Raw genomic sequence first — 22084 nt, 5'->3', positions numbered from 1 at the left:
GTCCCTGAATGGTTGGGTTTCGGCCATCTGTTGCTTGTTGGAGGTGCCCCGTGCTGGGTCCCGTGATTCTTGCCGCGTCGCGCAGCGACCGGATGCGACGCCTGATCTCGGCGGCCCCGGTGACCAAGCAGGTCGTCGACCGCTTCATCCCCGGCGAGACCGTGGACGACGTCGTCCCGATCATCAAGGACCTGACCGGCAAGGGTCTGGAGCTGACCATGGATGTGGTCGGCGAGGACATCACCACCCCCGAGCAGGCCACCGCCGCCCGGGACGCCTATCTGGAGCTGGTCGACCGGCTCAAGGACCTGCAGCTCGGCCCCAAGGTCGAGATGTCCGTGAAGCTGTCCATGTTCGGCCAGGCGCTGGACGGCGGCCACGAGCTCGCGCTCGCCAACGTCCGCCCCGTCGTCGAGGCCGCCGCCGCCATCGGTACCACGGTCACCCTGGACGCGGAGGACCACACCACCCTCGACTCGATGTTCGCCATCCACGACGAGCTGCGGAAGGACTTCCCGCAGACCGGCTGCGTCATCCAGGCCTACCTCTACCGCACCGAGGCCGACGCCCGCCGCCTCGCCGCGAGCGGCAGCCGCGTGCGCCTGGTGAAGGGCGCGTACAAGGAACCCGCCGAGGTCGCGTACCAGAACAAGCACGAGATCGACAAGGCGTACGTCCGGATCCTGCGGATCCTGATGGAGGGCGACGGCTACCCGATGATCGGGTCCCACGACCCACGGCTCATTTCCATCGCGCAGGAGCTGGCCCGGCGCGCCGGGCGCAAGCTGGACGAGTACGAGTTCCAGATGCTCTACGGCATCCGCAGCGACGAGCACCTGCGGCTGGCCGCCGAGGGCCACCGCATGCGCGTCTACACCGCCTACGGCACCGACTGGTACGGCTACTTCATGCGCCGTCTCGCGGAGAAGCCGGCCAACCTGCGCTTCTTCCTCCGCTCGATGGTCAGCAAGGGCTGAGTCCGCACCACCGCTCGAGAACACCGCTCAAGTCAAGGAGTTACGGAACCCATGGACGCTGTGACCCAGGTCCCCACCCCCGTCAACGAGCCGGTGCACGGCTACGCCCCTGGCTCGCCCGAGCGCGCCCGCCTGGAAGCCAAGCTGAAGGAGCTGGCCGACAACCCGATCGACCTGCCCTGCACCATCGGCGGCGAGAAGCGGATGGGCGGCGGTGAGGCCTTCCAGGTCGTCCAGCCGCACAACCACAAGGCCGTCCTCGGCACCTATCGCAACGCCACCCAGCAGGACGCCCAGGACGCCATCGACGCGGCCCTGGCCGCCGCGCCCGCCTGGCGTGCGATGTCCTTCGACGACCGCGCCGCGATCATCCTGCGCGCCGCCGAGCTGCTGGCCGGTCCCTGGCGGGAGACGCTGGCCGCCTCCACCATGCTCGGCCAGTCGAAGACCGTCCAGCAGGCCGAGATCGACACCCCGTGCGAGCTGGTCGACTTCTGGCGGTTCAACGTCCACTACGCCCGCCAGATCCTGGCCGAGCAGCCCCCGGCCAACTCCCCGGGCGTCTGGAACCGCCTCGACCACCGCCCGCTGGAGGGCTTCGTCTACGCGATCACGCCGTTCAACTTCTCGGCGATCGCGGGCAACCTGCCGACGGCCCCTGCCCTCATGGGCAACGTGGTGGTCTGGAAGCCGTCCCCGACCCAGACCCACGCCGCTGTGCTGCTGATGCAGCTGCTGGAGGAGGCGGGCCTGCCCAGGGGCGTCATCAACCTCCTCACCGGCGACGGCATCGAGGTCTCCAAGGTCGCCCTGGAGCACCGCGACCTGGCCGGCATCCACTTCACCGGCTCGACCAAGACCTTCCAGTACCTGTGGAAGACGGTCGGCAACAACATTGAGAAGTACCGCTCGTACCCGCGGCTGGTCGGCGAGACGGGTGGCAAGGACTTCCTGGTCGCCCACCCGTCGGCCGACCGCGCGGTCCTGAAGACGGCGCTGACCCGAGGTGCCTTCGAATACCAGGGCCAGAAGTGCTCGGCCACCTCCCGGGCGTACATCCCTGCCTCGATCTGGAACTCCGGGTTCAAGGAGGAGTTCGCGGCCGAGGTCGACCACCTGACCATGGGCGACGTGACGGACCTGTCGAACTTCATCGGCGCGGTCATCGACGAGCGTGCCTTCGCGAAGAACAAGGCGGCGATCGACCGGGCGAAGGAGGACCCGACCTGCACGATCGTCGCGGGCGGCACCTACGACGACTCGGTCGGCTACTTCGTCCGCCCGACCGTCATCGAGTGCACCGACCCGGAGAACGAGGTCTTCCGTACGGAGTACTTCGGTCCGATCCTCGCCGTGTACGTCTACGAGGACGACAAGTACGACGAGATGCTGACCCAGATGGAGTCGGTGTCCGACTATGCCCTGACTGGCTCGGTCATCGCCAACGACCGCGCGGCCGCCGCCTACACGGCGGAGAAGCTGCGCTATGCGGCCGGCAACTTCTACATCAACGACAAGTCGACCGGCGCCGTCGTCGGCCAGCAGCCCTTCGGCGGCGGCCGTGCCTCCGGCACCAACGACAAGGCCGGCGCCCCGCAGAACCTGCTGCGCTGGACCCTGACCCGCGCCATCAAGGAGACGCTGGTCCCGCCGACCGACTACACCTACCCGCACATGGGCTGACCCGCCCCTCGCACCCGCCGGGCCAGGAAACCGTCCCCCAGGGGCGGCGACCTGGCCCGCATGCGTCTCCGGCCGGGCGGACCGCCGGTATGGCCAGGCCGGAGAGCGAGGTTGGTGACGGCCGAAAAGGGCCGAATACTGGGGCGATGACCACCCGCCTCCGTACCGCCCACACCACCGACCTCACTCCGGCAGACCTCCGCGCCGTCCGCACCCTCCTGGACGACGCCTTCGACGGCGACTTCGACGACGAGGACTGGGAGCACGGCCTCGGCGGCATGCACGCCCTCGTCCATGACGACGTGGGACTCGCCGCCCACGGCTCGGTCGTCATGCGCCGCCTGCGGCACCGCGGGCGCTGGCTGCGCGTCGGATACGTCGAGGCCGTCGGCGTACGGCCCGACGTGCGCCGCACCGGTCTGGGCAGCCGGGTCATGGGTGCCCTGGAGCGGATCGTCGACGGTGCGTACGATCTCGGCGCGCTCTGCGCGAGCGACGACGGGGCACGCCTGTACACCGCCCGCGGCTGGCAGCTGTGGACCGGCAGGATCTGCGCCCTCGGGCCGGACGGCATCGTCCACCTCCCGGACGAGGAGGACAGCACCTACGTCCGCCCCGCCCTCGCCCGGCCCCTCGACGCCGCCCACGAGCTGCTCTTCGACTGGCGTGACGGGGACGTCCTCTGACGCTCCGTCAACGTCACCTTCTGCGCCGAGCCCGCGCTGCCGGTCAGCCGGGTCCATCATTTCGCGGTGGTAGGGGTCAACGGACCAGTGCAGGGTCTCCGCCGGCGCCGTGCCGGGCGATGTGCCCGACACGGTCCGTCGGCTCTGTGACCACCCCGGACGGCCACGACGGCGGCCGTCCGGGCACTCGTCCGGGAGTTGGGGGCGCTGCACCCGCGCCAGGCGAAACCGCAGGTCAACGCCGTGTGACCCAATCCACCGTCTCAGATAGTAGGAAGTCCGAGTAATTGTGGAGACAGACGCCCGGTCCTCCCTTAGGTTTGTAGAAGCCGAACGTCTCGCTCGATCCAGCGAATGGCGGTCGTGAGCCGGGCCCTGAGCAGGTCACCCCTGCGGCACGCTCCCCGCCCCATCCGGCGTCTCGTAACCCCTTTTTCCGCACTCCACGTTTGTCGAAGGAGTCGATTCCCCATGGCCGAGACGACCGTCCGCCGCCGAGTCCGTCACATCTCCCGTACGAGCGAGTCCGACCGCAAGAACGCCGCCGCCGCCCTCCAGCGCGCCCTCGACCGCCGTGACAACGGCGGCGCGACCGGCCACTGAACCGCAGCCCCCGAAACACCCTCGAAGCCGCAAGCCGCACCCGCGCGGGGTGCGGCGCGGCCCTCAGGCGCCGCGCCGCATCTCGGAGTGGTCGACGCGCGTGCCGTCCTGCGCGAGCGCCGACAGCCCCGAAGGGCTGACGTTGTCCCTCGCCCGGGCGTCCGAATCGCGGACACCCCGTGTCATCTCATGGGACGAGGAGTAGGGTGCCGGCATGTCTCGCAGCATCAATCTCGCAGTGATTCCCGGTGACGGCATCGGCCAGGAAGTCGTGGCCGAGGGCCTGAAGGTCCTGACCGCCGTCCTTCCGCAGGATGTGAAGCTGGAGACCAAGGAGTACGACTTCGGCGCCCGGCGCTACCACGCCACCGGTGAGACCCTCACCGACGCCGACCTCGAGCAGCTCAAGCAGCACGACGCCATCCTGCTCGGCGCGATCGGCGACCCGTCGGTCCCCTCCGGCGTCCTGGAGCGCGGCTTCCTGCTCAAGCTCCGCTTCGCCTTCGACCACCACGTCAACCTGCGCCCGTCGAAGCTGCTGCCCGGCGTCGCGACCCCGCTCGCGGGCAACCCGCAGATCGACTTCGTCGTCGTCCGCGAGGGCACCGAGGGCCCGTACACCGGCAACGGCGGCACCATCCGCAAGGGCACCCCGCAGGAGGTCGCCACCGAGGTTTCCGTCAACACGGCCTTCGGCGTCGAGCGCGTCGTCCGCGACGCCTTCGCCCGCGCGCAGGCCCGCCCGCGCAAGAAGCTCACGCTGGTCCACAAGAACAACGTGCTGACCTTCGCCGGGCACCTGTGGACGAACATCTTCAACCAGGTGGCCGAGGAGTACCCCGAGGTCACCACCGAGTACATCCACGTCGACGCGGCGACGATCTACCTCGTCACCCAGCCCGAGCGCTTCGACGTCATCGTCACCGACAACCTCTTCGGCGACATCATCACCGACCTCGCCGCGGCCGTCTCCGGCGGCATCGGCGTCGCCGCCTCCGGCAACATCAACCCGAGCGGCGAGTTCCCGTCCATGTTCGAGCCCGTCCACGGCTCGGCCCCGGACATCGCCGGCCAGGGCAAGGCCGACCCCACCGCCACGGTCCTGTCCGTCGCCCTGCTGCTGCGCCACCTCGGCTACGACGCCGAGGCGACCCGGATCGAGGACGCCGTCTCCGCCGACCTGGCGGAGCGCGGCCAGCTGCCCGCACGCAGCACCGGCGAGATCGGCGACGCGCTTTCCGTACGAGTAGCCGGCTGACCCGCCGCGCCACCTCGAAGCTGTAGGACTCGCCAGAAGTCCGCAGAAACCCTCGAAGCCGTCGGGTCGGTTCCGCACCCGGCGGCTTTCCGTATGCGGCGCCGGGTGCCACCATCAACCCCTGGGCCGCATTCACCCCGTTTTCTTCCGCTGTCGGCTCCGCGTGATAATCGAACGCGGAGCCGCGGTATGAGGGAATGCTCGGACGTCCTAGCACCGGCCACTGGCCGTGCGGGCGTGAGCGCGGCCCGTCACGACAACCGGTGAAGGACAACCACTCATGACGACGCCCACGATCGAGCTCAAGCCCTCGGCCAACCCGCTCTCCAACGCGGAGCGCGAGGCGATCCTGGCCAACCCCGGGTTCGGCCGCCACTTCACCGATCACATGGTGACGATCAGGTGGACGGAGGGCCGGGGCTGGCACGACGGCCAGCTCGTCCCGTACGCGCCGATCTCCCTCGACCCGGCCACCCACGTCCTGCACTACGCGCAGGAGATCTTCGAGGGCCTGAAGGCCTACCGCCAGCCCGACGGCTCGGTCGCCACCTTCCGCCCCGAGAAGAACGCCCAGCGCTTCCAGGCCTCCGCGCGCCGCCTGGCCATGCCCGAGCTGCCCGTCGAGACCTTCATCGAGGCGTGCGACGTTCTGGTCCAGCAGGACAAGGCCTGGGTGCCGGCGCACGGCGGCGAGGAGTCCCTCTACCTGCGTCCGTTCATGATCGCCACCGAGGTCGGGCTGGGCGTCAAGCCGGCCAACGAGTACCTCTTCCTGGTCATCGCCTCCCCGGCCGGCGCGTACTTCCCGGGCGGCGTGAAGCCCGTCTCCATCTGGGCCTCCGAGGACCGCGTCCGCGCCGTCCCCGGCGGCATGGGCGACGCGAAGACGGGCGGCAACTACGCGGCCTCCCTGCTCGCCCAGGCCGAGGCTGCGGCCAAGGGCTGCGACCAGGTCTGCTACCTCGACGCCGTGGAGCACAAGTGGGTCGAGGAGCTCGGCGGCATGAACCTGTACTTCGTCTACGGCAACAAGATCGTCACCCCGACCCTCACCGGCTCGATCCTGGAGGGCGTCACGCGTGACTCGCTGCTGACGGTCGCCCGTGACCTCGGCTACGAGGCCGAGGAGGGCCGCGTCTCCATCGACCAGTGGCAGCGCGACTCCGAGAACGGCACGCTGACGGAGGTCTTCGCCTGCGGCACGGCCGCCGTCATCACCCCGGTCGGCACGGTCAAGCGCGCGACCGCCGAGTGGCAGCAGTCGGGCGGCGAGCCCGGCGAGGTCACGCTGAAGCTGCGTCAGGCGCTGCTGGACATCCAGCGGGGCATCACCGAGGACAAGCACGGCTGGATGCACCGGCTCGGCTGAGTCACCCACGGCCCGGTGCACCGGCTCGGCCGACTCGCCCCTGGCCGGATGCACCGGCGCTGCCGACTCGCCCCTGGCCGGTCCCCGTCCGCCGCGAACAGGCGGACGGGGACCGGCAGTTGGTTCGGCGCGTACCAACTTCCCCGCGCGGGTATCCACTGATTCCGCGGGGGGAGCGTGCACGCCCTCGCCGGAGAGGCGGCCGACGTGTTTCGCGCCTTCACCCCACGTGACCTGGACGGCCTGCTGCGGCGCGTGTCGCTGCCGCCCGCCGAGCGCCTTGCCCTGCGGGCCGTGTCGGCGGTGCTGCCGTTCCGGACGAACGCCTATGTCGTCGACGAGCTGATCGACTGGTCGGCCGTGCCCGACGACCCGGTCTTCCGGCTGACCTTCCCGCAGACCAGCATGCTGCCCCGCCTCCGACGTGCGCCGGGCGGCGCGAGCCGGTTCCTTCCCGGCCTCGAGACGGGCTGACGGCTGGCCGGGGTGTGAGTGCCCGGTGGACCAGGCCACCGACCGTGTGGGTGGCCCGGCGTGGTCGACGGCCGCCCGGGCCGTGTACGCGATGAAGGTGCCGAACAGCTGCGGACCAGCAGGCCGAGGACCGGGCCGACCAGCCGGCCGAGGCCGCCCATGGATTAGAGCGACGTTCGATGTGACGTGCATGAGTCTTGGCGTCAACCTTTTCTTTCCCTGAATCTCGCATTTAGAGTGATGCTCTAAATGGAGGAGGCGAGGAGGTGTCGTGGCGTGAGGCTGACCCCCACGGAGCGTGACCGGTTGCTGCTGTTCTCGGCCGCCGAGCTGGCTCGGGCCCGCAAGGCCCGCGGCCTGCGGCTCAACGTGCCGGAGGCCACCGCCCTGATCGCCGACACGGTGTGCGAGGCGGCCCGCGACGGCGCCCGGCTCGCCGAGGCGATCGAGCGCGCCCGCGCGGTGCTCGGCCCGGACGACGTCCTGCCCGGCGTCGCGGACGTCGTCACCGAGGTCCACGTCGAGGCCGTCTTCGACGACGGCTCGCGGCTGGCGGTCGTCAGCGACCCCATCGGGGGCGGCGGGCTGGGCGACCGGGGTCCGGGTGCGCTGCTGCCGGGTCCGGAGCACGCCGAGCCCGAGGCGGCGGTCCGGCTGACGGTCACCAACACCGCGACCGTGCCGGTCTCCGTCACCTCCCACTTCCACTTCTTCGAGGCCAACCCGCGGCTGGACTTCCCACGCGAGAAGGCCTACGGGATGCGGCTCGCCGTACCCGCCGGGTCGTCCGTCCGCTTCGGTCCCGGTGAGAGCGTCGAGGTGGGGCTCGTGCCGATCGGGGGCGAGCGGATCGCGATCGGCTTCGCCGGGCTGGTCGACGGACCGCTCGACGCGCCGGGGGCGAAGGAAGAGGCCCTGCGCAGGGCCGCCGCCTGCGGATATCTGGGAGCCGAGCGGTGAATCCGTACGAGTACGCCGCCACCCACGGCCCCCGCGCCGGCGACCGCATCCGCCTCGGCGACTCGGGGCTGGTGGTCCGCGTGGAGTCCGACGCGCAGCACTACGGCGACGAGTTCCTCGCCGGCTTCGGCAAGACCGCCCGCGACGGGCTGCACCTCAAGGCGGCCGCCGTCCGCGAGACCTGTGACGTCGTCATCAGCAACGTCGTCGTGATCGACGCCGTGCTGGGCATCAGGAAGGTCTCCATCGGGATCCGCGAAGGCCGGATCTCCTCCATCGGGCGGGCCGGCAACCCCGACACGCTCGACGGGGTCGACGTCGTGGTCGGCACGGGCACGTCGATCGTGTCCGGCGAGGGGCTGATCGCCACCGCCGGGGCCGTCGACACGCACGTGCACCTGCTGTCGCCGCGCATCATGGAGGCCTCGCTCGCCTCCGGCGTCACCACGATCATCGGCCAGGAGTTCGGACCCGTGTGGGGCGTCGGCGTGAACTCGCCCTGGGCGCTGCGGCACGCGTTCAACGCCTTCGACGCCTGGCCGGTCAACATCGGCTTCCTGGGCCGCGGTTCGTCGTCCCACCCCGCCCCCCTGATCGAGGCGCTGGCCGAGGGCGGCGCGTCCGGCTTCAAGGTGCACGAGGACATGGGCGCCCACACCCGCGCCCTCGACACCGCCCTGCGCGTGGCTGAGGAGCACGACGTCCAGGTCGCCCTGCACAGCGACGGGCTGAACGAGTGCCTGTCCGTCGAGGACACCCTGCGGGTACTGGAAGGCCGGACGATCCACGCGTTCCACATCGAGGGGTGCGGCGGCGGCCACGTCCCGAACGTGCTGAAGATGGCCGGTGTCCCCAACGTGATCGGCTCCTCCACCAACCCCACCCTGCCCTTCGGCCGGGACGCCGTAGCCGAGCACTACGGCATGATCGTCTCCGTCCACGACCTGAAGACCGACCTGCCGGGCGACGCCGCCATGGCCCGCGACCGCATCCGCGCCGGAACCATGGGTGCCGAGGACGTGCTGCACGACCTGGGCGCGATCGGCATCACCTCGTCGGACGCGCAGGGCATGGGCCGGGCGGGCGAGACCGCGCGCCGCACCTTCGCGATGGCCGGGAAGATGAAGGCCGAACTGGGCCCGACGGACGGGGACGGTCCGGATGACGACAACGCCCGCGTCCTGCGCTACATGGCCAAGCTGACCATCAACCCCGCCATCGCGCACGGGCTCTCGCACGAGGTCGGCTCCCTCGAGGTCGGTAAGCTGGCCGACATCGTGCTGTGGCGCCCGGAGTACTTCGGCGCCAAGCCGCAGCTCGTGCTCAAGGCTGGCTTCCCGGCGTACGGCGTGGTCGGCGACCCCAACGCGGCCACCGACACCTGCGAACCCCTCGTCCTGGGACCGCAGTTCGGGGCGCACGGCGCCACCCCGGCCGACCTCTCGGTCGCGTTCGTCGCGCAGGCAGCCGTGGACCAGGGCAACGACCGGATGCCCACCCGGCGGCGCAGGGTCGCCGTCCGCGGCACGCGTGGCATCGGCCCCGCCGACCTGCGCCTGAACTCCCGTACCGGATCGGTCGACGTCGACCAGCGCACCGGCCTGGTCACCCTCGACGGCGACCCGATCCGCTCCGAACCCGCCGACTCGGTGTCCCTCAACCGGCTGTACTTCCTCTGACACGGACCCAAGGACCACACATGAACACCCCCGCCGCCGACGGCTTCCGCATGCCCGCCGAGTGGACGCCGCACGAGCGCACCTGGATGGCGTGGCCGGGCCCCAACCCGACCTTCGACACCCCCGACGACCTCGCCGCCGCCCGCGCCGCCTGGGCGTCGGTGGCCCGCGCGATCCGCCGCTTCGAGCCGGTCACCGTGGTCTGTGGCCCCGGCCAGTCCGCCGGGGCCCGGGTGCTGCTCGGCCCGGACATCGACACCGTCGAACGCGACCTCGACGACGCCTGGATGCGTGACATCGGCCCCACGTTCCTGACCAACGGGCGGGAACTCGCCGCCGTCGACTGGACGTTCAACGGGTGGGGCGCCCAGGACTGGGCCCGCTGGGAGCACGACGCGAAGATCGCCGCGTACGTCTCGGACCTCGCCGGCGCCAGGTCGTACGCCTCGAAGCTGGTCAACGAAGGCGGCGCGATCCACGTCGACGGCGAGGGCACAGTCCTGCTGACGGAGACCGTGCAGCTGGGCCCCGAGCGCAACCCGCACTGGACGCGCGAGGAGGTCGAGGCGGAGATCCACGCCCACCTCGGCACCCGCAGGGCGATCTGGCTGCCGCGCGGCCTGACCGGCGACTACCCCCCGCACGGCTTCGGCACCCTCGGGCACGTCGACATCGTCGCCGCCTTCGCCCGCCCCGGCGTCGTCGTCGCCCACCACCAGCCGGACCCGGCGCACCCCGACCACGAGGTGACCAAGGAGGTCATCGGGATCCTGAGGTCCGCCACCGACGCGCGCGGCCGCCGCTTGGAGGTCGTGGAGGTCCCCGCCCCGACCGTCCTGCAGGCCGACGGCCACTGGGCCGACTACTCCTACATCAACCACTACCTCTGCAACGGCGGCGTCGTCCTCTGCGGCTTCGACGACCCGCGCGACGAGCTCGCGGCCGGCATCTTCCGCCGTCTCTTCCCCGAGCGGACGGTGACGCTGGTGGACGCCCGTACGATCTTTGCGGGCGGGGGAGGCATCCACTGCATCACGCAACAGCAGCCGAAGATCTAGAGGAGTCGCGGATGGCCGGTGCGGCACGGGCGCGGAAGAACGCGCCGCCGCGCGAGGAGGTCCTCGCCGCCGCCATGGAGATGATCGCCGAGCGCGGTCTGGAGAAGCTCACCATGGCGGCGCTCGGCCGCGAGGTCGGGATGAGCAGCGGCCATCTGCTGTACTACTTCCACTCCAAGGACGAACTGCTGCTGCAGACCCTGGAGTGGAGCGAGCGCGGGCTGGGCGCCGAGCGCGGCCGGCTGCTCGCCCGCGGGGGCACGGCCCGCGAGCGCCTCGACGGGTACGTCGACCTGTACGTCCCCGACGGCCACCGCGACCCGCACTGGACGCTGTGGCTGGAGGTCTGGAACCGCTCGCAGAACGCCGACGAGGACGCCCGCGACCGGCAGGCCGCCATCGAGGGCGCCTGGCACCGCGACCTCGTGGCCCTGATCGCCGAGGGCGTCTCGCGCGGCGAGTTCCGCCCCGTCGACGCCGACCGTTTCGCCGCCCGCCTGCGCGCCCTCCTCGACGGCTTCTCCATCCACGTGGTGATCGGGTTGCGGGGCACGGACCGGGAGCGGATTCTTGGCCACGTACGGGAGTTCCTGGACGAGTCGCTGGGGCGGCCGGGGCTCGCGGACGCCTGATCATCCGTCCGGGTCGTACGTAAACGAGCGCATTGACCCGGGGTGGTCCTGGGAGCCGCGCAACGCGTGGGCCGCGACGGTCAGCGACAACGGCCGGTACGTCGTCTATGAGCGCCAACGGTCCCCGCGGCGGCGACTGGGGAGACGTCTGGCTGCGCGACCGCCGCACCGGCGCGCTCACGCAGATCGACCGCTCCCGCGACGGCGCGGCGACCGAACGGGAGTCCCTGGCACCGGCGATCAGCGGCGACGGCCGTACCGTCGTCCTCGAGTCGGCCGACACCCACCTGGTGCCGGACGACACCGACCGCAGCTGGAACGTCTTCGCGTACGACGTGGCCTCCGGCGCCAACACCCGCATCCACGGCAGCCAGGGCGGTTCCGGCGAGGTCTACACTTGCGCGCCGCCGTCAGCGCCGACGGCCGCTACGTCACCTTCATGTCCGCGATCGCCGAGCCCGGCAGCCGGTGGGGCACCGAAAACCCCGTGTATCTGCGGGACTTGAGGACCGGCAGCACCGTCCTCGTCACCCCGGACGCCTCCGGCGGCACCGCCTCCGCCGAGGTCGCCCCGGGCGCGCGGCCGGCGCCCGCCGGATCGCGTTCACGTCGTACGACGGCACGCTGAACACGGCCGGGGACACCAACGACGAACAGGACATCTTCGTACGCCACTTGAAGTGACATCGCCGAACGGCCCATCGCGGTGAATCCTCGTGGTCCCGCCGGGGCAGTTACGGCTCATGGGACGACAGCATTGGAAGAGGATCTGGATCGGCTCGGCCGGCAACATGGTGGAGTGGTACGACTGGTTCGTCTACGCCAGCTTCGCCACGTACTTCGCCGGGGCCTTCTTTCCGGACGGGAACCCGACAGCTCAGCTCATGAACACCGCGGGCATTTTCGCGGTCGGCTTCTTCATGCGCCCGGTCGGCGGCTGGCTGCTCGGCCGGGTCGGCGACCGCAGGGGCCGCAAGGCGGCGCTGACCCTCACGGTGACGTTGATGTCCGCCTCCGCGATCCTCATCGCGGTCGCGCCGACGTACGCGGTCGCCGGGTACGGCGGCGCGCTCGTGCTGCTCGTCGCCCGCCTGCTGCAGGGCCTGTCGGTGGGCGGTGAGTACGCGGCCAGCGCCACCTACCTCACCGAGGCGTCCGACCCGCGGCGGCGCGGCTTCGCCTCCAGCTTCCAGTACGTGTCCATGACCGCCGGCCAGATCGTCGGCCTCGGCCTCCAGATCGTCCTGCAGCGCACGATGTCGGACGACGCGCTGCACAGCTACGGCTGGCGCATCCCGTTCGTCGTCGGCGCGCTCGGCGCTACGGTGGTCTTCTACCTGCGGCGCAGCATGCTGGAGACGGAGGTGTACGAGGCCGACGAGACCGGCGGCGAGGAGCGCGGCACGCTGCGCGCGCTGTGGCGGCACAAGCGGGAGGCGTTCCTGGTGATGGCCCTGACCACGGGCGGCACGGTCGCGTACTACACGTACACCACGTACCTCACGAAGTACCTGTCGAACTCCGCCGGCCTGCCGAAGCAGACCGCGACCCTCGTCTCCTTCACCGCACTGATCGTCTTCGCCTGCCTCCAGCCGCTCGCCGGCCGCCTGTCCGACCGGATCGGCCGCCGGCCGCTGCTGATCACCTTCGCGGTCGGCTCGACGTTCCTGACCGTGCCGATCATGACCATGCTCAAGGACGCGGCAAGCTTCTGGCCGGCCCTGGGCCTGTCCCTGCTGGCGCTGGTCGTGGTCACGGGCTACACGTCGATCAACGCGTGCGTGAAGGCGGAGCTGTTCCCGACGGGCGTGCGCGCGCTCGGCGTGGCCCTCCCGTACGCCCTGGCCAACGCGCTGTTCGGCGGCACGGCGGAGTACGTGGCGCTGTGGTTCAAGAACGCGGGGATGGAGTCCGGCTTCTTCTGGTACGTGGCGGCCTGCGCGGCCGTGTCGCTGGTGGTGTACATCACGATGCGGGAGACGAAGGACCTGGACCTGACGCGGATGAAGGCGACGGAGGCGTCTCGGCTGACGCCCGCATCCTGAGACGGCGGTGAGCCGGGGGCGGAACTGTGCCAAACTGCCCCCGTGCTCTCGTTCGCCATGATTATTGGCAGCAGGCGCGCCGGTCCGCAGTGACCGCCACGTACGACCAGGTACGGGTGGCCATCGTCGTCCTCGACCCGCGCGCAGACCTCTCGCACCCGCGAGAGGTTTTTCGTTTTCCTGGCCCACCATCAGCCGGGAGCGCAGCGCGAGGGAGTATTGGGGGGACGGTGGAGCCGGTCATTCCGGTAAGACCGAGATCCAAAACAGGAGCCCTGAGACCATGACCGCAAGCAGCCAGCTGGACGATTCGTTCCACGTCTTCGACACCACCCTGCGTGACGGCGCCCAGCGCGAGGGCATCAACCTCACCGTCGCCGACAAGCTGGCGATTGCTCGGCACCTGGACGACTTCGGCGTGGGCTTCATCGAGGGCGGTTGGCCCGGCGCCAACCCGCGGGACACGGAGTTCTTCGCCCGCGCCCGGGAGGAGATCGACTTCAAGCACGCCCAGCTGGTGGCCTTCGGCGCCACCCGGCGGGCGGGCGGGAAGGCGGCGGACGACCCGCAGGTCAAGGCGCTGCTGGACTCGGGCGCCGAAGTGATCACGCTGGTGGCGAAGTCGCACGACCGGCACGTGGAGCTGGCGCTGCGCACCACGCTCGACGAGAACCTGGAGATGGTGCGGGACACGGTCTCCCACCTCCGTGCCCAGGGCCGACGGGTCTTCGTCGACTGCGAGCACTTCTTCGACGGCTACCGCGCCAACCCGGAGTACGCGAAGGCGGTCGTCCGGGCGGCCTCGGAGGCGGGCGCGGACGTCGTGGTCCTCTGCGACACCAACGGCGGCATGCTCCCCGCCCAGGTCCAGGCCGTCGTCTCCACGGTCCTGGCGGACACGGGCGCCCGCCTCGGCATCCACGCCCAGGACGACACCGGCTGCGCGGTCGCCAACACGCTGGCCGCGGTCGACGCGGGCGCGACGCACGTGCAGTGCACGGCGAACGGCTACGGCGAGCGGGTCGGCAACGCCAACCTGTTCCCGGTGGTGGCGGCGCTGGAACTGAAGTACGGCAAGAAGGTGCTGCCCGAGGGCCACCTCCGCGAGATGACGAGGATCTCGCACGCGATCGCGGAGGTCGTCAACCTGACGCCCTCGACGCATCAGCCGTACGTGGGAGTCTCGGCCTTCGCCCACAAGGCGGGCCTGCATGCCTCCGCGATCAAGGTCGACCCGGACCTGTACCAGCACATCGACCCCGAGCAGGTCGGCAACACCATGCGCATGCTGGTCTCCGACATGGCGGGCCGGGCGTCGGTGGAGCTCAAGGGCAAGGAACTCGGCATCGACCTCGGCGGCGATCGCGAGCTGGTCGGCCGGGTGGTCGAGCGTGTGAAGGAGCGCGAGCTCAAGGGCTACACGTACGAGGCGGCGGACGCGAGCTTCGAGCTGCTGCTGCGCGCGGAGGCCGAAGGCAAGCCGCTGAAGTACTTCCAGGTGGAGTCCTGGCGGGCGATCGTCGAGGACCGCCCGGACGGCACCCACGCCAACGAGGCCACGGTCAAGCTCTGGGCCAAGAGCGAGCGCATCGTCGCCACGGCAGAGGGCAATGGCCCGGTCAACGCCCTCGACCGGGCCCTGCGCGTGGCCCTGGAGAAGATCTACCCCCAGCTCGCCAAGCTCGAGCTGGTCGACTACAAGGTCCGCATCCTCGAGGGCAAGCACGGCACCCAGTCCACGACGAGGGTCCTGATCTCCACGTCGGACGGCGAGGGCGAGTGGTCCACCGTGGGCGTCGCGGAGAACGTCATCGCGGCGTCGTGGCAGGCGCTGGAGGACGCGTACACGTACGGGCTGCTGCGGGCGGGCGTGGAGCCGGCCGAGTAGTCCGGCGTCACTGGAGCGTCCACTTCTGGTTTGCGGCGCCCGTGCAACTCCAGATCTGTGCCCGGGCGCCGTTGGCCGACGAGTTGTCCGTCACGTCGAGGCACTTGTTCGCGGCGGTGTTCACCACGTCGTGCGTCGACGCGTTGTACGACCACTGCTGGGCTCCGGTGCCGTTGCAGTCGTACAGCTGGACCTTCGCGCCGTCGGCCGTGGACCCCGAGGTCACGTCGAGGCACTTGCCCAGCGACTGGACCGAGCCGTCGGCCTGCACGGTCCAGCGCTGGGCGGACGATCCGTTGCAGTCGTAGAGCTGTACCGCGGTGCCGTTCGCGCTCGAACCGCCCACCACGTCGAGGCACTTGCCCGCGAGCCCGACGAACGACCCCGACTGGCTGCCGCCGCCGGACTGCGTCCCCGACCACGTGAACGTCGCCGACGTCCTGCCCGGCAGTGAGTACGTCGCGTGCTGCGACCCCCAGTTGATCGTGACCGTCTTCGCGCTCGTCGAGTCGTTGTACGCGATCAGCGCCTTGCTGCCGTCCGGGTTCCGCCACGCCACGTTCGGCACGGACGAGCTCGCCGTCGACGCGATCCGCTGCGCCCCCGGCCGCACGAACTTCGTCAGGTGCCCCATCGTGTAGTACTCGACGGTGTAGTCGACCTGCCCGGACCGCCCGTCCCCGTTGTGCACGGTGATCAGCCCGGTGCAGGTCCCGCACCCTCCGTTGTGCGGTCCCATGTCCTGGTCCACCGCCAGCGACCACTTGGTCACCGACTTCGCCCAGTTCCGGGTGTAGTCGACGATGTTGAGCATGTCCTCGCGCTGCTGGTTGGCGATCCACGTCCCGCCCGAGTGCTCGGTGCCGAACGCGTCCAGCTGCGGGTACTGGTTGTGCACGGTCGTCTGCTTGGTGACGTCACCGCCGTAGCCGTGCCAGGCGATCCCCCCGAAGTTCGGGTGGGAGCGGATCGCCGCGTCGTCCACCGTCTGCGCGGCGTAGGAGTCGTAGGTGTCCCAGTTCCAGTCGTGCGCCACCACCTTCGTCGTAAGCCCCGCCGCCTGCAGCTTCGGCAGCAGCTCGTTCTTGGTGAAGTAGGCCATCCCGTCCGCGTTCCAGCTCATCGACGGATACCCCGAACAGCACGTCGGCTCGTTCTGCGCCGTCACGTACGACACGGGGACGCCCTGGTCCCGGTAGGCCTGGAGGTACTTCACGAAGTAGGACGCGTACGCCCCGTAGTCCTCCGCCTTCAGCCAGCCCCCGTTCAGCTGCCCGCTGTCCTTCATCCAGGCCGGCGCCGTCCACGGCGTGGCCATCACCGTCAGCTGCGGGTTCAGCTGGAGCGCCTGCTTCGTCAGCGGTACCACGTCCGCCAGGTCGTGCGCGATCGAGAACTTGGACAGCGACGGGTCGGTCTGCCCGGCCGGCACGTCGTCGTACGTGTACCCGAACCGCGCCAGGTCCGAGGCGCCCATCGGGTTGCGCAGGAACGACAGCCCGATCCCGTCCGTCGGCGAGAACAGCTTCCGCATCGTCGCGTCCCGCGTCGCCTGCGACAGCGCTCCGCTGCTGTTCATCAGCCACGCCGCGGTGTCCGTGAAGGACGCGCCGCCGCCGGTGAAGGTCTGGTAGCGGGTGTTCTCGTCGACGGTGATGTTCTCGCCGCCGCCTCCGGTGCCGGACTGGAAGGCGAACAGTGTCTGGGGCTCGAGGCCGCGGATCACGTGCCGCCCGCCGGAGTCGTCGGTCGTGGTCAGCCAGGCCGTGACCTGTTCGCCGGCCGCGTGCGCGGGCGTGGCCGCCGCGAATCCGGCGGTGGTGAGCAGTCCGGCGAGCAGCAGCCGGAGGGCCCGGGTGGATCTCTTCATGGAGCGCCGCCCTTCTGGAGGTGGGGGATGGGGGCGTGCGAGGCGTGAGTAAATGACGGCTTCGTATACGCGTCAAGGGGGCGCGGGTTCAGAATCTGAAGGAACAAGGGCCTTGGTCCGGCTGTGAGTTGGGTGAGTACCGGTTCTGACGTGAAGTCTTGACGGGTCTCCGGGCCGCTAGTTAACTCACGGCGTGATCTAAGTCATGAGTGAATCATGAGAGCCGAGGGAAGGTCCATGCGAAGAACCGCCCTGCTCGCCTCCGCCGCACTCCTCACCGCCCTGCTCCCACTCACCACGGCCGCGCCGGCGTCCGGCACCGACGACCCCGCCCCCATCCCGGTCGACCGCTTCGAGGGCGAGGTGCCCTTCGCCGGCCAGCCCGCCGAGGGCATCTTCACCTGGGGCGGCGACAGCGACGACCCGCCGGCCCTCCAACTGGCCGACCGCGCCGACGCCCCCGAGGGCGCCAAGGTCCTCGCCGGCACCTACGACATCAGCGGCTACGGCGGTTTCACCCACGACTTCGCCGCGGACCAGCCGGCTCACGACTGGTCCGCCCACAAGGGCATCCGCTTCTGGTGGGACGGCCAGGACAACGGAAAGAAGATCGCCTTCGAGATCAAGGACGGCGGCGCGAACGGCGAGGCCTCCGAGCTGTGGACGACCTCCTTCACCGACGACTTCACCGGCTGGAAACAGCTCGAGATCCCCTTCACCGACTTCACCTACCGCACGGACTACCAGCCCGTCGGCGGCATCGACCACGTCCTCGGCCTGACGCAGATGTGGGGATACGCCGTCACGCTCCCGGCGAGCGTCAAGGGTCGGTTCGCCATGGACGACGTGGAGTTGTACGGCAAGGCCGACCAGTCGCTGCGGGCGTCCGTCACCACAGACTCCGCCGTCCACCCGGTCAAGGAGGGTGGTACGGCCACCGTCAAGGTCACCGTCGCCACCACCGGCTCCGCCCCCATCGACGAGCCGGTGTCCGTCACCTACGAGACCATGGGCGGCACCGCGGAGCCCGGCAAGGACTACACCCCGGTCTCCGGCACCCTCACCTTCCCCGCGGGCACCGCCTCCGGCACCTCCCGCACCATCCAGGTCCCCACCCTCAAGGACAGGTCCGCCGAGCCCGCCGAGACGATCCCGCTCAAGCTCACGGTCACCGGCGCCAAGGCCCCCACCGAGACCCCGCAGGTCGTCGTCGACGCGCACGGACTGCCGTACCTGGACAGCAGGTTGCCGGTGCAGAATCGCGTCGCGGACCTGCTGTCCCGCATGTCGCTGGAGGAGAAGGCCGGCCAGATGACCCAGGCAGAGCGGGCCGCCCTCACCGACCAGGGCGACATCGCCACCTACGCCCTCGGCTCGCTCCTCTCCGGCGGCGGCTCCACCCCGACGCCCAACACCCCCGAGGCCTGGGCGAAGATGATCGACGCCTTCCAGCTGCGGGCCCAGGCCACCCGCTTCCAGATCCCGCTGATCTACGGCGTGGACGCGGTGCACGGCCACAACAACCTGGTCGGATCGACGATCATGCCGCACAACATCGGCATCGGCGCCGCCCGCGACCCCCAACTCGCCGAGAAGACGGGCGCGGTGACGGCGAGCGAGGTCCGCGCCACCGGAGTCCCCTGGGACTTCGCGCCCTGCCTGTGCGTGACCCGCGACGAACGCTGGGGCCGCTCCTACGAGTCCTTCGGCGAGGACCCGGCCCTCGTCCAGTCCATGGAGACGATCATCCAGGGTCTCCAGGGCCGTGCCGACGGCAGGGACCTGAGCCGCGACGACAAGGTCCTCGCCACCGCCAAGCACTTCGTCGGCGACGGCGGCACCGGGTACGGCTCGTCCACCACCGGGACGTACACCATCGACCAGGGCGTCACCAAGGTCACCCGGCAGCAGCTCGAGGCCATCCACCTGGCGCCGTACCGGACCGCCGTCGACCGGGGCATCGGCTCGGTCATGCCGTCGTACTCCTCGCTCGACATCCTCGGCGACGGCAAGGGACCGGTGAAGATGCACGCCCGCGCCGACATGATCAACGGCGTGCTCAAGGACCGCATGGGCTTCGACGGCTTCGTCATCAGCGACTGGGCGGCCATCGACCAGATCCCCGGCGACTACGGGTCCGACGTCCGTACGTCGGTCAATGCGGGCCTCGACATGATCATGGTCCCGTACGCCTACAAGGACTTCCGCTCGACGCTGATCGACGAGGTGAAGTCCGGTCGCATCAGCGAGCGGCGGATCGACGACGCCGTCGCGCGCATCCTCACCCAGAAGTTCAAGCTGGGGCTCTTCGAGCATCCGTACGCCGACACCAGCGGCGCCGCGCAGATCGGCTCCGCCGCGCACCGGGCCGTCGCCCGGCAGGCGGCCGCCGAGTCGCAGGTGCTGCTGAAGAACACGGGCGGCGTCCTGCCGCTGAAGAAGAGCCAGAAGGTGTACGTCGCCGGGTCCAACGCCGACGACCTCGGCAACCAGACCGGCGGCTGGACCGTCACCTGGCAGGGCGCGTCCGGCACCCACACCCAGGGCACCACCATCCTGCAGGCGATGCGCACGGCCGGGGGAGACGTCACCTACTCCAAGGACGCCTCGGCGCCGCTGAACGGCTACGACGTCGGCGTGGTCGTCGTCGGCGAAACCCCGTACGCCGAGGGCGTCGGCGACGTCGGCAACGGCCACGACCTCCAGCTGTCGGCCGCCGACAAGGCCGCCGTGGACAAGGTGTGCGCGGCCATGAAGTGCGCGGTGCTGATCGTCTCCGGGCGTCCGCAGCTGATCGGCGACCGGCTCGGCGAGATCGACGCCCTCGTCGCCTCCTGGCTGCCGGGGACGGAGGGCGACGGCGTGGCCGACGTGCTCTACGGCAGGCGGCCCTTCACCGGACAGCTCCCCGTGACCTGGCCGAAGTCGCAGGCGCAGCTGCCGATCAACGTCGGGGACACCTCGTACGACCCGCAGTTCCCGTACGGCTGGGGCCTGACGACCCTGACGAAGGTGCCGACGGGCGGCGCGGCGACGCTCAAGGCCCTCGGGATCGCGGCCACCCTGGCCGAGAAGGCCCATGCCGGCGAGGCGGGGCGCGCGCTCGTCGCCAAGGCGCGTCTGATCGTCCAGCGGAAGGTGGGCCAGAACATCACCGCCGCGGTGGCGAAACCCTTCGCCGACGCGGACCACCTGCTGCTGACCGGACGGTACGGGGCGGCCGTGGCACAGCTGACGGCGGCCTACCGGGCGGCGGCCTGAGGAGCCGGTGGGGGGCGCACCCCCCGGCGTGCGCCTCCCACGGGGTGCGCCTCCCACGGGCATAAATGACCGCTTTTGGGATCCTTCGGGTAGCTTCGAACCATGAAGGCCGTCGTCCTGACTCGAGCCCTCCCCCGGCTGCTGGTCGCGCTCGCGGTCGCCGTCCTGGCCGTCCTGGCGACCGGCGCCCCGCCTGCCGGCGCGGCCACCGGCGTCTCGGCGGTCGCCGAAGCGCTCCGCAAGAACCCCGTCTACGTCGACCCGGCCGCCTCCGCCCAGCTGTCGTCCGCCGACGCCGATACCCTGGCCAAGCAGATCAAGGACGCGGACAAGCCCCTCTTCGTCGCCGTCCTGCCCGCCGGCTACCCGACACAGAACCTCTTCACCGACCTGCGCACCGCCACCGGCATCACCGGCCTGTACGCCATCCGCCTCGGCGACCGCTTCGACGCCCGCGCCGACGCCTCGGTCCTGCCGCGCACCGCCGTGCAGAACCTCGTCACCAGCGTCCAGGGCGAGGACGCCAAGACCCAGCTCACCGACTTCACCCAGCGGGCCCTCACCAACATGGGCGGCTCGGCCCCCTCGACCTGGGGCACCTCCGACCACGGCGGCGGAGTGCCGACCACCGCGCTGATCACCGCCGGCGTGGTCCTCGTGGCGGGCGGCGCCGGCGCGTACGCGCTGGTCCGGCGCAACCAGCACCGCAGGGAGGCGGAACAGCGGGCCGCGCTGGAGAAGCTGCGGGTCGTCGTCGACGAGGACATCACCGCCTTCGGCGAGGAGCTGGACCGCCTCGACTTCCATCCGGCGGAGGCGGGCGCGGACGACGCCATACGCGCGGACTACGAACGGGCGCTGAACGCGTACGAGCAGGCAAAGCAGTACATGGCCGAGGCCCGTAAACCGGAGGACGTGCGCGCCGTCACCCAGGCCCTGGAGGACGGCCGCTTCTCGCTCGCCCAGCTCGCCGCCCGCCGCGAGGGCCGCCCGCTCCCCGAACGCCGCCCACCCTGCTTCTTCGACCCGCGCCACGGCCCCTCGGTCGCCGACGCCACCTGGACGCCGCCGGGCGGAGCACCCCGCCAGGTCCCGGTCTGCGCCGCCGACCAGGCCCGCCTCGCCGACGGCCGCGAACCGGAGATCCGCGAGGTCGACACCGACTACGGCCGCCGCCCCTACTGGGACGCCGGACCGGCCTACGGCCCCTGGGCGGGCGGCTACTTCGGCGGCGGCATCCTGCCCGGCCTGCTGGTCGGCACCCTGCTCGGCAGCATGATGTCCACCCCGACCTACGGGGCCGACTACGGCACCGGCTACGGCGACTTCGGCGCCGGCGGCTACGACGGCGGCGACGTTTCCGGCGCGGACTTCGACCCCGGCGACTTCGGCGGCTTCGGTGACGGCGGCGGAGGAGGGGACTTCGGCGGGGGAGGGGACTTCGGCGGAGGCGGAGGGTTCTGAGGTAGGGGCTCAGCTGCCCGCCGGGTGCTGGGGCGGGGGTGGAGGCGCGGCGGTACGTCGGCGTCCGCGAGCCGCTCCAACAGTGCGGCCGCCAGGTGCAGCACCCCGCGCTCCGTCTCGCTCAGGGATGTGAGCGCCCCGGCCGGCCAGGCGTCGCGATCGGCCCTCGAGTGCTTC

18 protein-coding genes are annotated in these 22084 nt (G+C 70.7%); 16 read left to right on the top strand and 2 right to left on the bottom strand.

Going from position 1 to position 22084, the window contains the following annotated elements; genetic code table 11:
* The first annotated feature begins 50 nt into the window (after window positions 1–50).
* From ABZV31_RS16775 to ABZV31_RS16760, 4 genes are all read left to right on the top strand, one after another.
* Window positions 51–977 (top strand): proline dehydrogenase family protein, encoded by a 927-nt coding sequence (locus ABZV31_RS16775; RefSeq protein WP_355893927.1) that lies wholly within the window; start codon window positions 51–53, stop codon window positions 975–977.
* 51 nt (window positions 978–1028) lie between these two features.
* Window positions 1029–2660: an L-glutamate gamma-semialdehyde dehydrogenase gene (gene pruA / locus ABZV31_RS16770; RefSeq protein ID WP_355893925.1), complete on the top strand. Its 1632-nt coding sequence runs from the start codon at window positions 1029–1031 to the stop codon at window positions 2658–2660.
* Window positions 2661–2806: 146 nt separating this feature from the next.
* Window positions 2807–3346 carry a GNAT family N-acetyltransferase gene (locus ABZV31_RS16765; protein ID WP_355893922.1) on the top strand — a complete coding sequence of 180 codons (540 nt, stop codon included), beginning with the start codon at window positions 2807–2809 and terminating at the stop codon, window positions 3344–3346.
* A gap of 471 nt (window positions 3347–3817) precedes the next feature.
* Window positions 3818–3949, top strand: coding sequence for a hypothetical protein (locus ABZV31_RS16760; protein ID WP_355893920.1), 132 nt, complete (start codon window positions 3818–3820; stop codon window positions 3947–3949).
* 63 nt (window positions 3950–4012) lie between these two features.
* Here ABZV31_RS16760 and ABZV31_RS16755 read toward each other — a convergent pair whose 3' ends face one another.
* Window positions 4013–4165 carry a hypothetical protein gene (locus ABZV31_RS16755; protein WP_355893917.1) on the bottom strand — a complete coding sequence of 51 codons (153 nt, stop codon included), beginning with the start codon at window positions 4163–4165 and terminating at the stop codon, window positions 4013–4015.
* Between ABZV31_RS16755 and ABZV31_RS16750 the strand changes: the two genes are divergently transcribed.
* The 10 genes from ABZV31_RS16750 (at window position 4164) to cimA (ending at window position 15312) form a co-directional block, all read left to right on the top strand.
* Window positions 4164–5207, top strand: a complete 1044-nt coding sequence (locus ABZV31_RS16750) for a 3-isopropylmalate dehydrogenase (RefSeq protein WP_355893915.1) — start codon at window positions 4164–4166, stop codon at window positions 5205–5207. The genes ABZV31_RS16755 and ABZV31_RS16750 overlap by 2 nt on opposite strands.
* Window positions 5208–5487: 280 nt before the next feature.
* Window positions 5488–6576, top strand: a complete 1089-nt coding sequence (locus ABZV31_RS16745; protein ID WP_355893912.1) for a branched-chain amino acid aminotransferase — start codon at window positions 5488–5490, stop codon at window positions 6574–6576.
* A gap of 177 nt (window positions 6577–6753) precedes the next feature.
* The gene (locus ABZV31_RS16740) at window positions 6754–7050 is read left to right on the top strand and encodes a hypothetical protein (RefSeq protein WP_355893909.1); all 297 of its coding nucleotides are present in this window, start codon (window positions 6754–6756) and stop codon (window positions 7048–7050) included.
* Window positions 7051–7326: 276 nt separating this feature from the next.
* Complete coding sequence (ureA, locus tag ABZV31_RS16735) at window positions 7327–8010, top strand: urease subunit gamma (protein ID WP_355893906.1); 684 nt, start codon at window positions 7327–7329, stop codon at window positions 8008–8010.
* A complete protein-coding gene (locus ABZV31_RS16730) occupies window positions 8007–9689 on the top strand; it encodes an urease subunit alpha (RefSeq protein WP_355893903.1) in 1683 nt (560 codons plus the stop codon). Before ureA ends, ABZV31_RS16730 begins: the two co-directional genes overlap by 4 nt.
* 20 nt (window positions 9690–9709) lie before the next feature.
* Window positions 9710–10747 (top strand): agmatine deiminase family protein, encoded by a 1038-nt coding sequence (locus tag ABZV31_RS16725; protein ID WP_355893900.1) that lies wholly within the window; start codon window positions 9710–9712, stop codon window positions 10745–10747.
* Window positions 10748–10758: 11 nt separating this feature from the next.
* Window positions 10759–11379 carry a TetR/AcrR family transcriptional regulator gene (locus ABZV31_RS16720; RefSeq protein WP_355893897.1) on the top strand — a complete coding sequence of 207 codons (621 nt, stop codon included), beginning with the start codon at window positions 10759–10761 and terminating at the stop codon, window positions 11377–11379.
* A 107-nt stretch (window positions 11380–11486) separates the two neighbouring features.
* Entirely contained in the window at window positions 11487–11885 is a 399-nt protein-coding gene (locus ABZV31_RS16715; RefSeq protein ID WP_355893895.1) for a hypothetical protein, read from the top strand.
* A 237-nt stretch (window positions 11886–12122) separates the two neighbouring features.
* Window positions 12123–13424: an MFS transporter gene (locus ABZV31_RS16710; RefSeq protein WP_355893892.1), complete on the top strand. Its 1302-nt coding sequence runs from the start codon at window positions 12123–12125 to the stop codon at window positions 13422–13424.
* 283 nt (window positions 13425–13707) lie between these two features.
* Window positions 13708–15312 carry a citramalate synthase gene (gene cimA, locus ABZV31_RS16705; protein ID WP_355893889.1) on the top strand — a complete coding sequence of 535 codons (1605 nt, stop codon included), beginning with the start codon at window positions 13708–13710 and terminating at the stop codon, window positions 15310–15312.
* Window positions 15313–15319: 7 nt separating this feature from the next.
* Here cimA and ABZV31_RS16700 read toward each other — a convergent pair whose 3' ends face one another.
* The gene (locus tag ABZV31_RS16700; protein ID WP_355893887.1) at window positions 15320–17182 is read right to left on the bottom strand and encodes a ricin-type beta-trefoil lectin domain protein; all 1863 of its coding nucleotides are present in this window, start codon (window positions 17180–17182) and stop codon (window positions 15320–15322) included.
* 237 nt (window positions 17183–17419) lie between these two features.
* Here ABZV31_RS16700 and ABZV31_RS16695 point away from each other — a divergent pair, with 237 nt between their 5' ends.
* Window positions 17420–20443 carry a glycoside hydrolase family 3 N-terminal domain-containing protein gene (locus ABZV31_RS16695; RefSeq protein WP_355893885.1) on the top strand — a complete coding sequence of 1008 codons (3024 nt, stop codon included), beginning with the start codon at window positions 17420–17422 and terminating at the stop codon, window positions 20441–20443.
* Between the two features lie 102 nt (window positions 20444–20545).
* Window positions 20546–21907: a hypothetical protein gene (locus tag ABZV31_RS16690; RefSeq protein WP_355893882.1), complete on the top strand. Its 1362-nt coding sequence runs from the start codon at window positions 20546–20548 to the stop codon at window positions 21905–21907.
* Window positions 21908–22084: the final 177 nt, after the last annotated feature.

The sequence above is a fragment of the Streptomyces sp. NPDC005202 genome (assembly GCF_040608235.1).
GTDB lineage: Bacteria > Actinomycetota > Actinomycetes > Streptomycetales > Streptomycetaceae > Streptomyces.
This window is presented reverse-complemented; position numbering and strand designations above follow the sequence as displayed.

What these genes read in the sequence shown, in the direction of transcription:
- pruA (WP_355893925.1), top strand. Translation starts at nt 1,029, where the DNA reads ATGGACGCTGTGACCCAGGTCCCCACCCCCGTCAACGAGCCGGTGCAC.
- ABZV31_RS16765 (WP_355893922.1), top strand. Translation starts at nt 2,807, where the DNA reads ATGACCACCCGCCTCCGTACCGCCCACACCACCGACCTCACTCCGGCA.
- ABZV31_RS16760 (WP_355893920.1), top strand. Translation starts at nt 3,818, where the DNA reads ATGGCCGAGACGACCGTCCGCCGCCGAGTCCGTCACATCTCCCGTACG.
- ABZV31_RS16750 (WP_355893915.1), top strand. Translation starts at nt 4,164, where the DNA reads ATGTCTCGCAGCATCAATCTCGCAGTGATTCCCGGTGACGGCATCGGC.
- ABZV31_RS16755 (WP_355893917.1), bottom strand. Translation starts at nt 4,165, where the DNA reads ATGCCGGCACCCTACTCCTCGTCCCATGAGATGACACGGGGTGTCCGC.
- ABZV31_RS16745 (WP_355893912.1), top strand. Translation starts at nt 5,488, where the DNA reads ATGACGACGCCCACGATCGAGCTCAAGCCCTCGGCCAACCCGCTCTCC.
- ABZV31_RS16725 (WP_355893900.1), top strand. Translation starts at nt 9,710, where the DNA reads ATGAACACCCCCGCCGCCGACGGCTTCCGCATGCCCGCCGAGTGGACG.
- ABZV31_RS16720 (WP_355893897.1), top strand. Translation starts at nt 10,759, where the DNA reads ATGGCCGGTGCGGCACGGGCGCGGAAGAACGCGCCGCCGCGCGAGGAG.
- ABZV31_RS16715 (WP_355893895.1), top strand. Translation starts at nt 11,487, where the DNA reads ATGAGCGCCAACGGTCCCCGCGGCGGCGACTGGGGAGACGTCTGGCTG.
- ABZV31_RS16710 (WP_355893892.1), top strand. Translation starts at nt 12,123, where the DNA reads ATGGGACGACAGCATTGGAAGAGGATCTGGATCGGCTCGGCCGGCAAC.
- cimA (WP_355893889.1), top strand. Translation starts at nt 13,708, where the DNA reads ATGACCGCAAGCAGCCAGCTGGACGATTCGTTCCACGTCTTCGACACC.
- ABZV31_RS16700 (WP_355893887.1), bottom strand. Translation starts at nt 17,182, where the DNA reads ATGAAGAGATCCACCCGGGCCCTCCGGCTGCTGCTCGCCGGACTGCTC.
- ABZV31_RS16695 (WP_355893885.1), top strand. Translation starts at nt 17,420, where the DNA reads ATGCGAAGAACCGCCCTGCTCGCCTCCGCCGCACTCCTCACCGCCCTG.
- ABZV31_RS16690 (WP_355893882.1), top strand. Translation starts at nt 20,546, where the DNA reads ATGAAGGCCGTCGTCCTGACTCGAGCCCTCCCCCGGCTGCTGGTCGCG.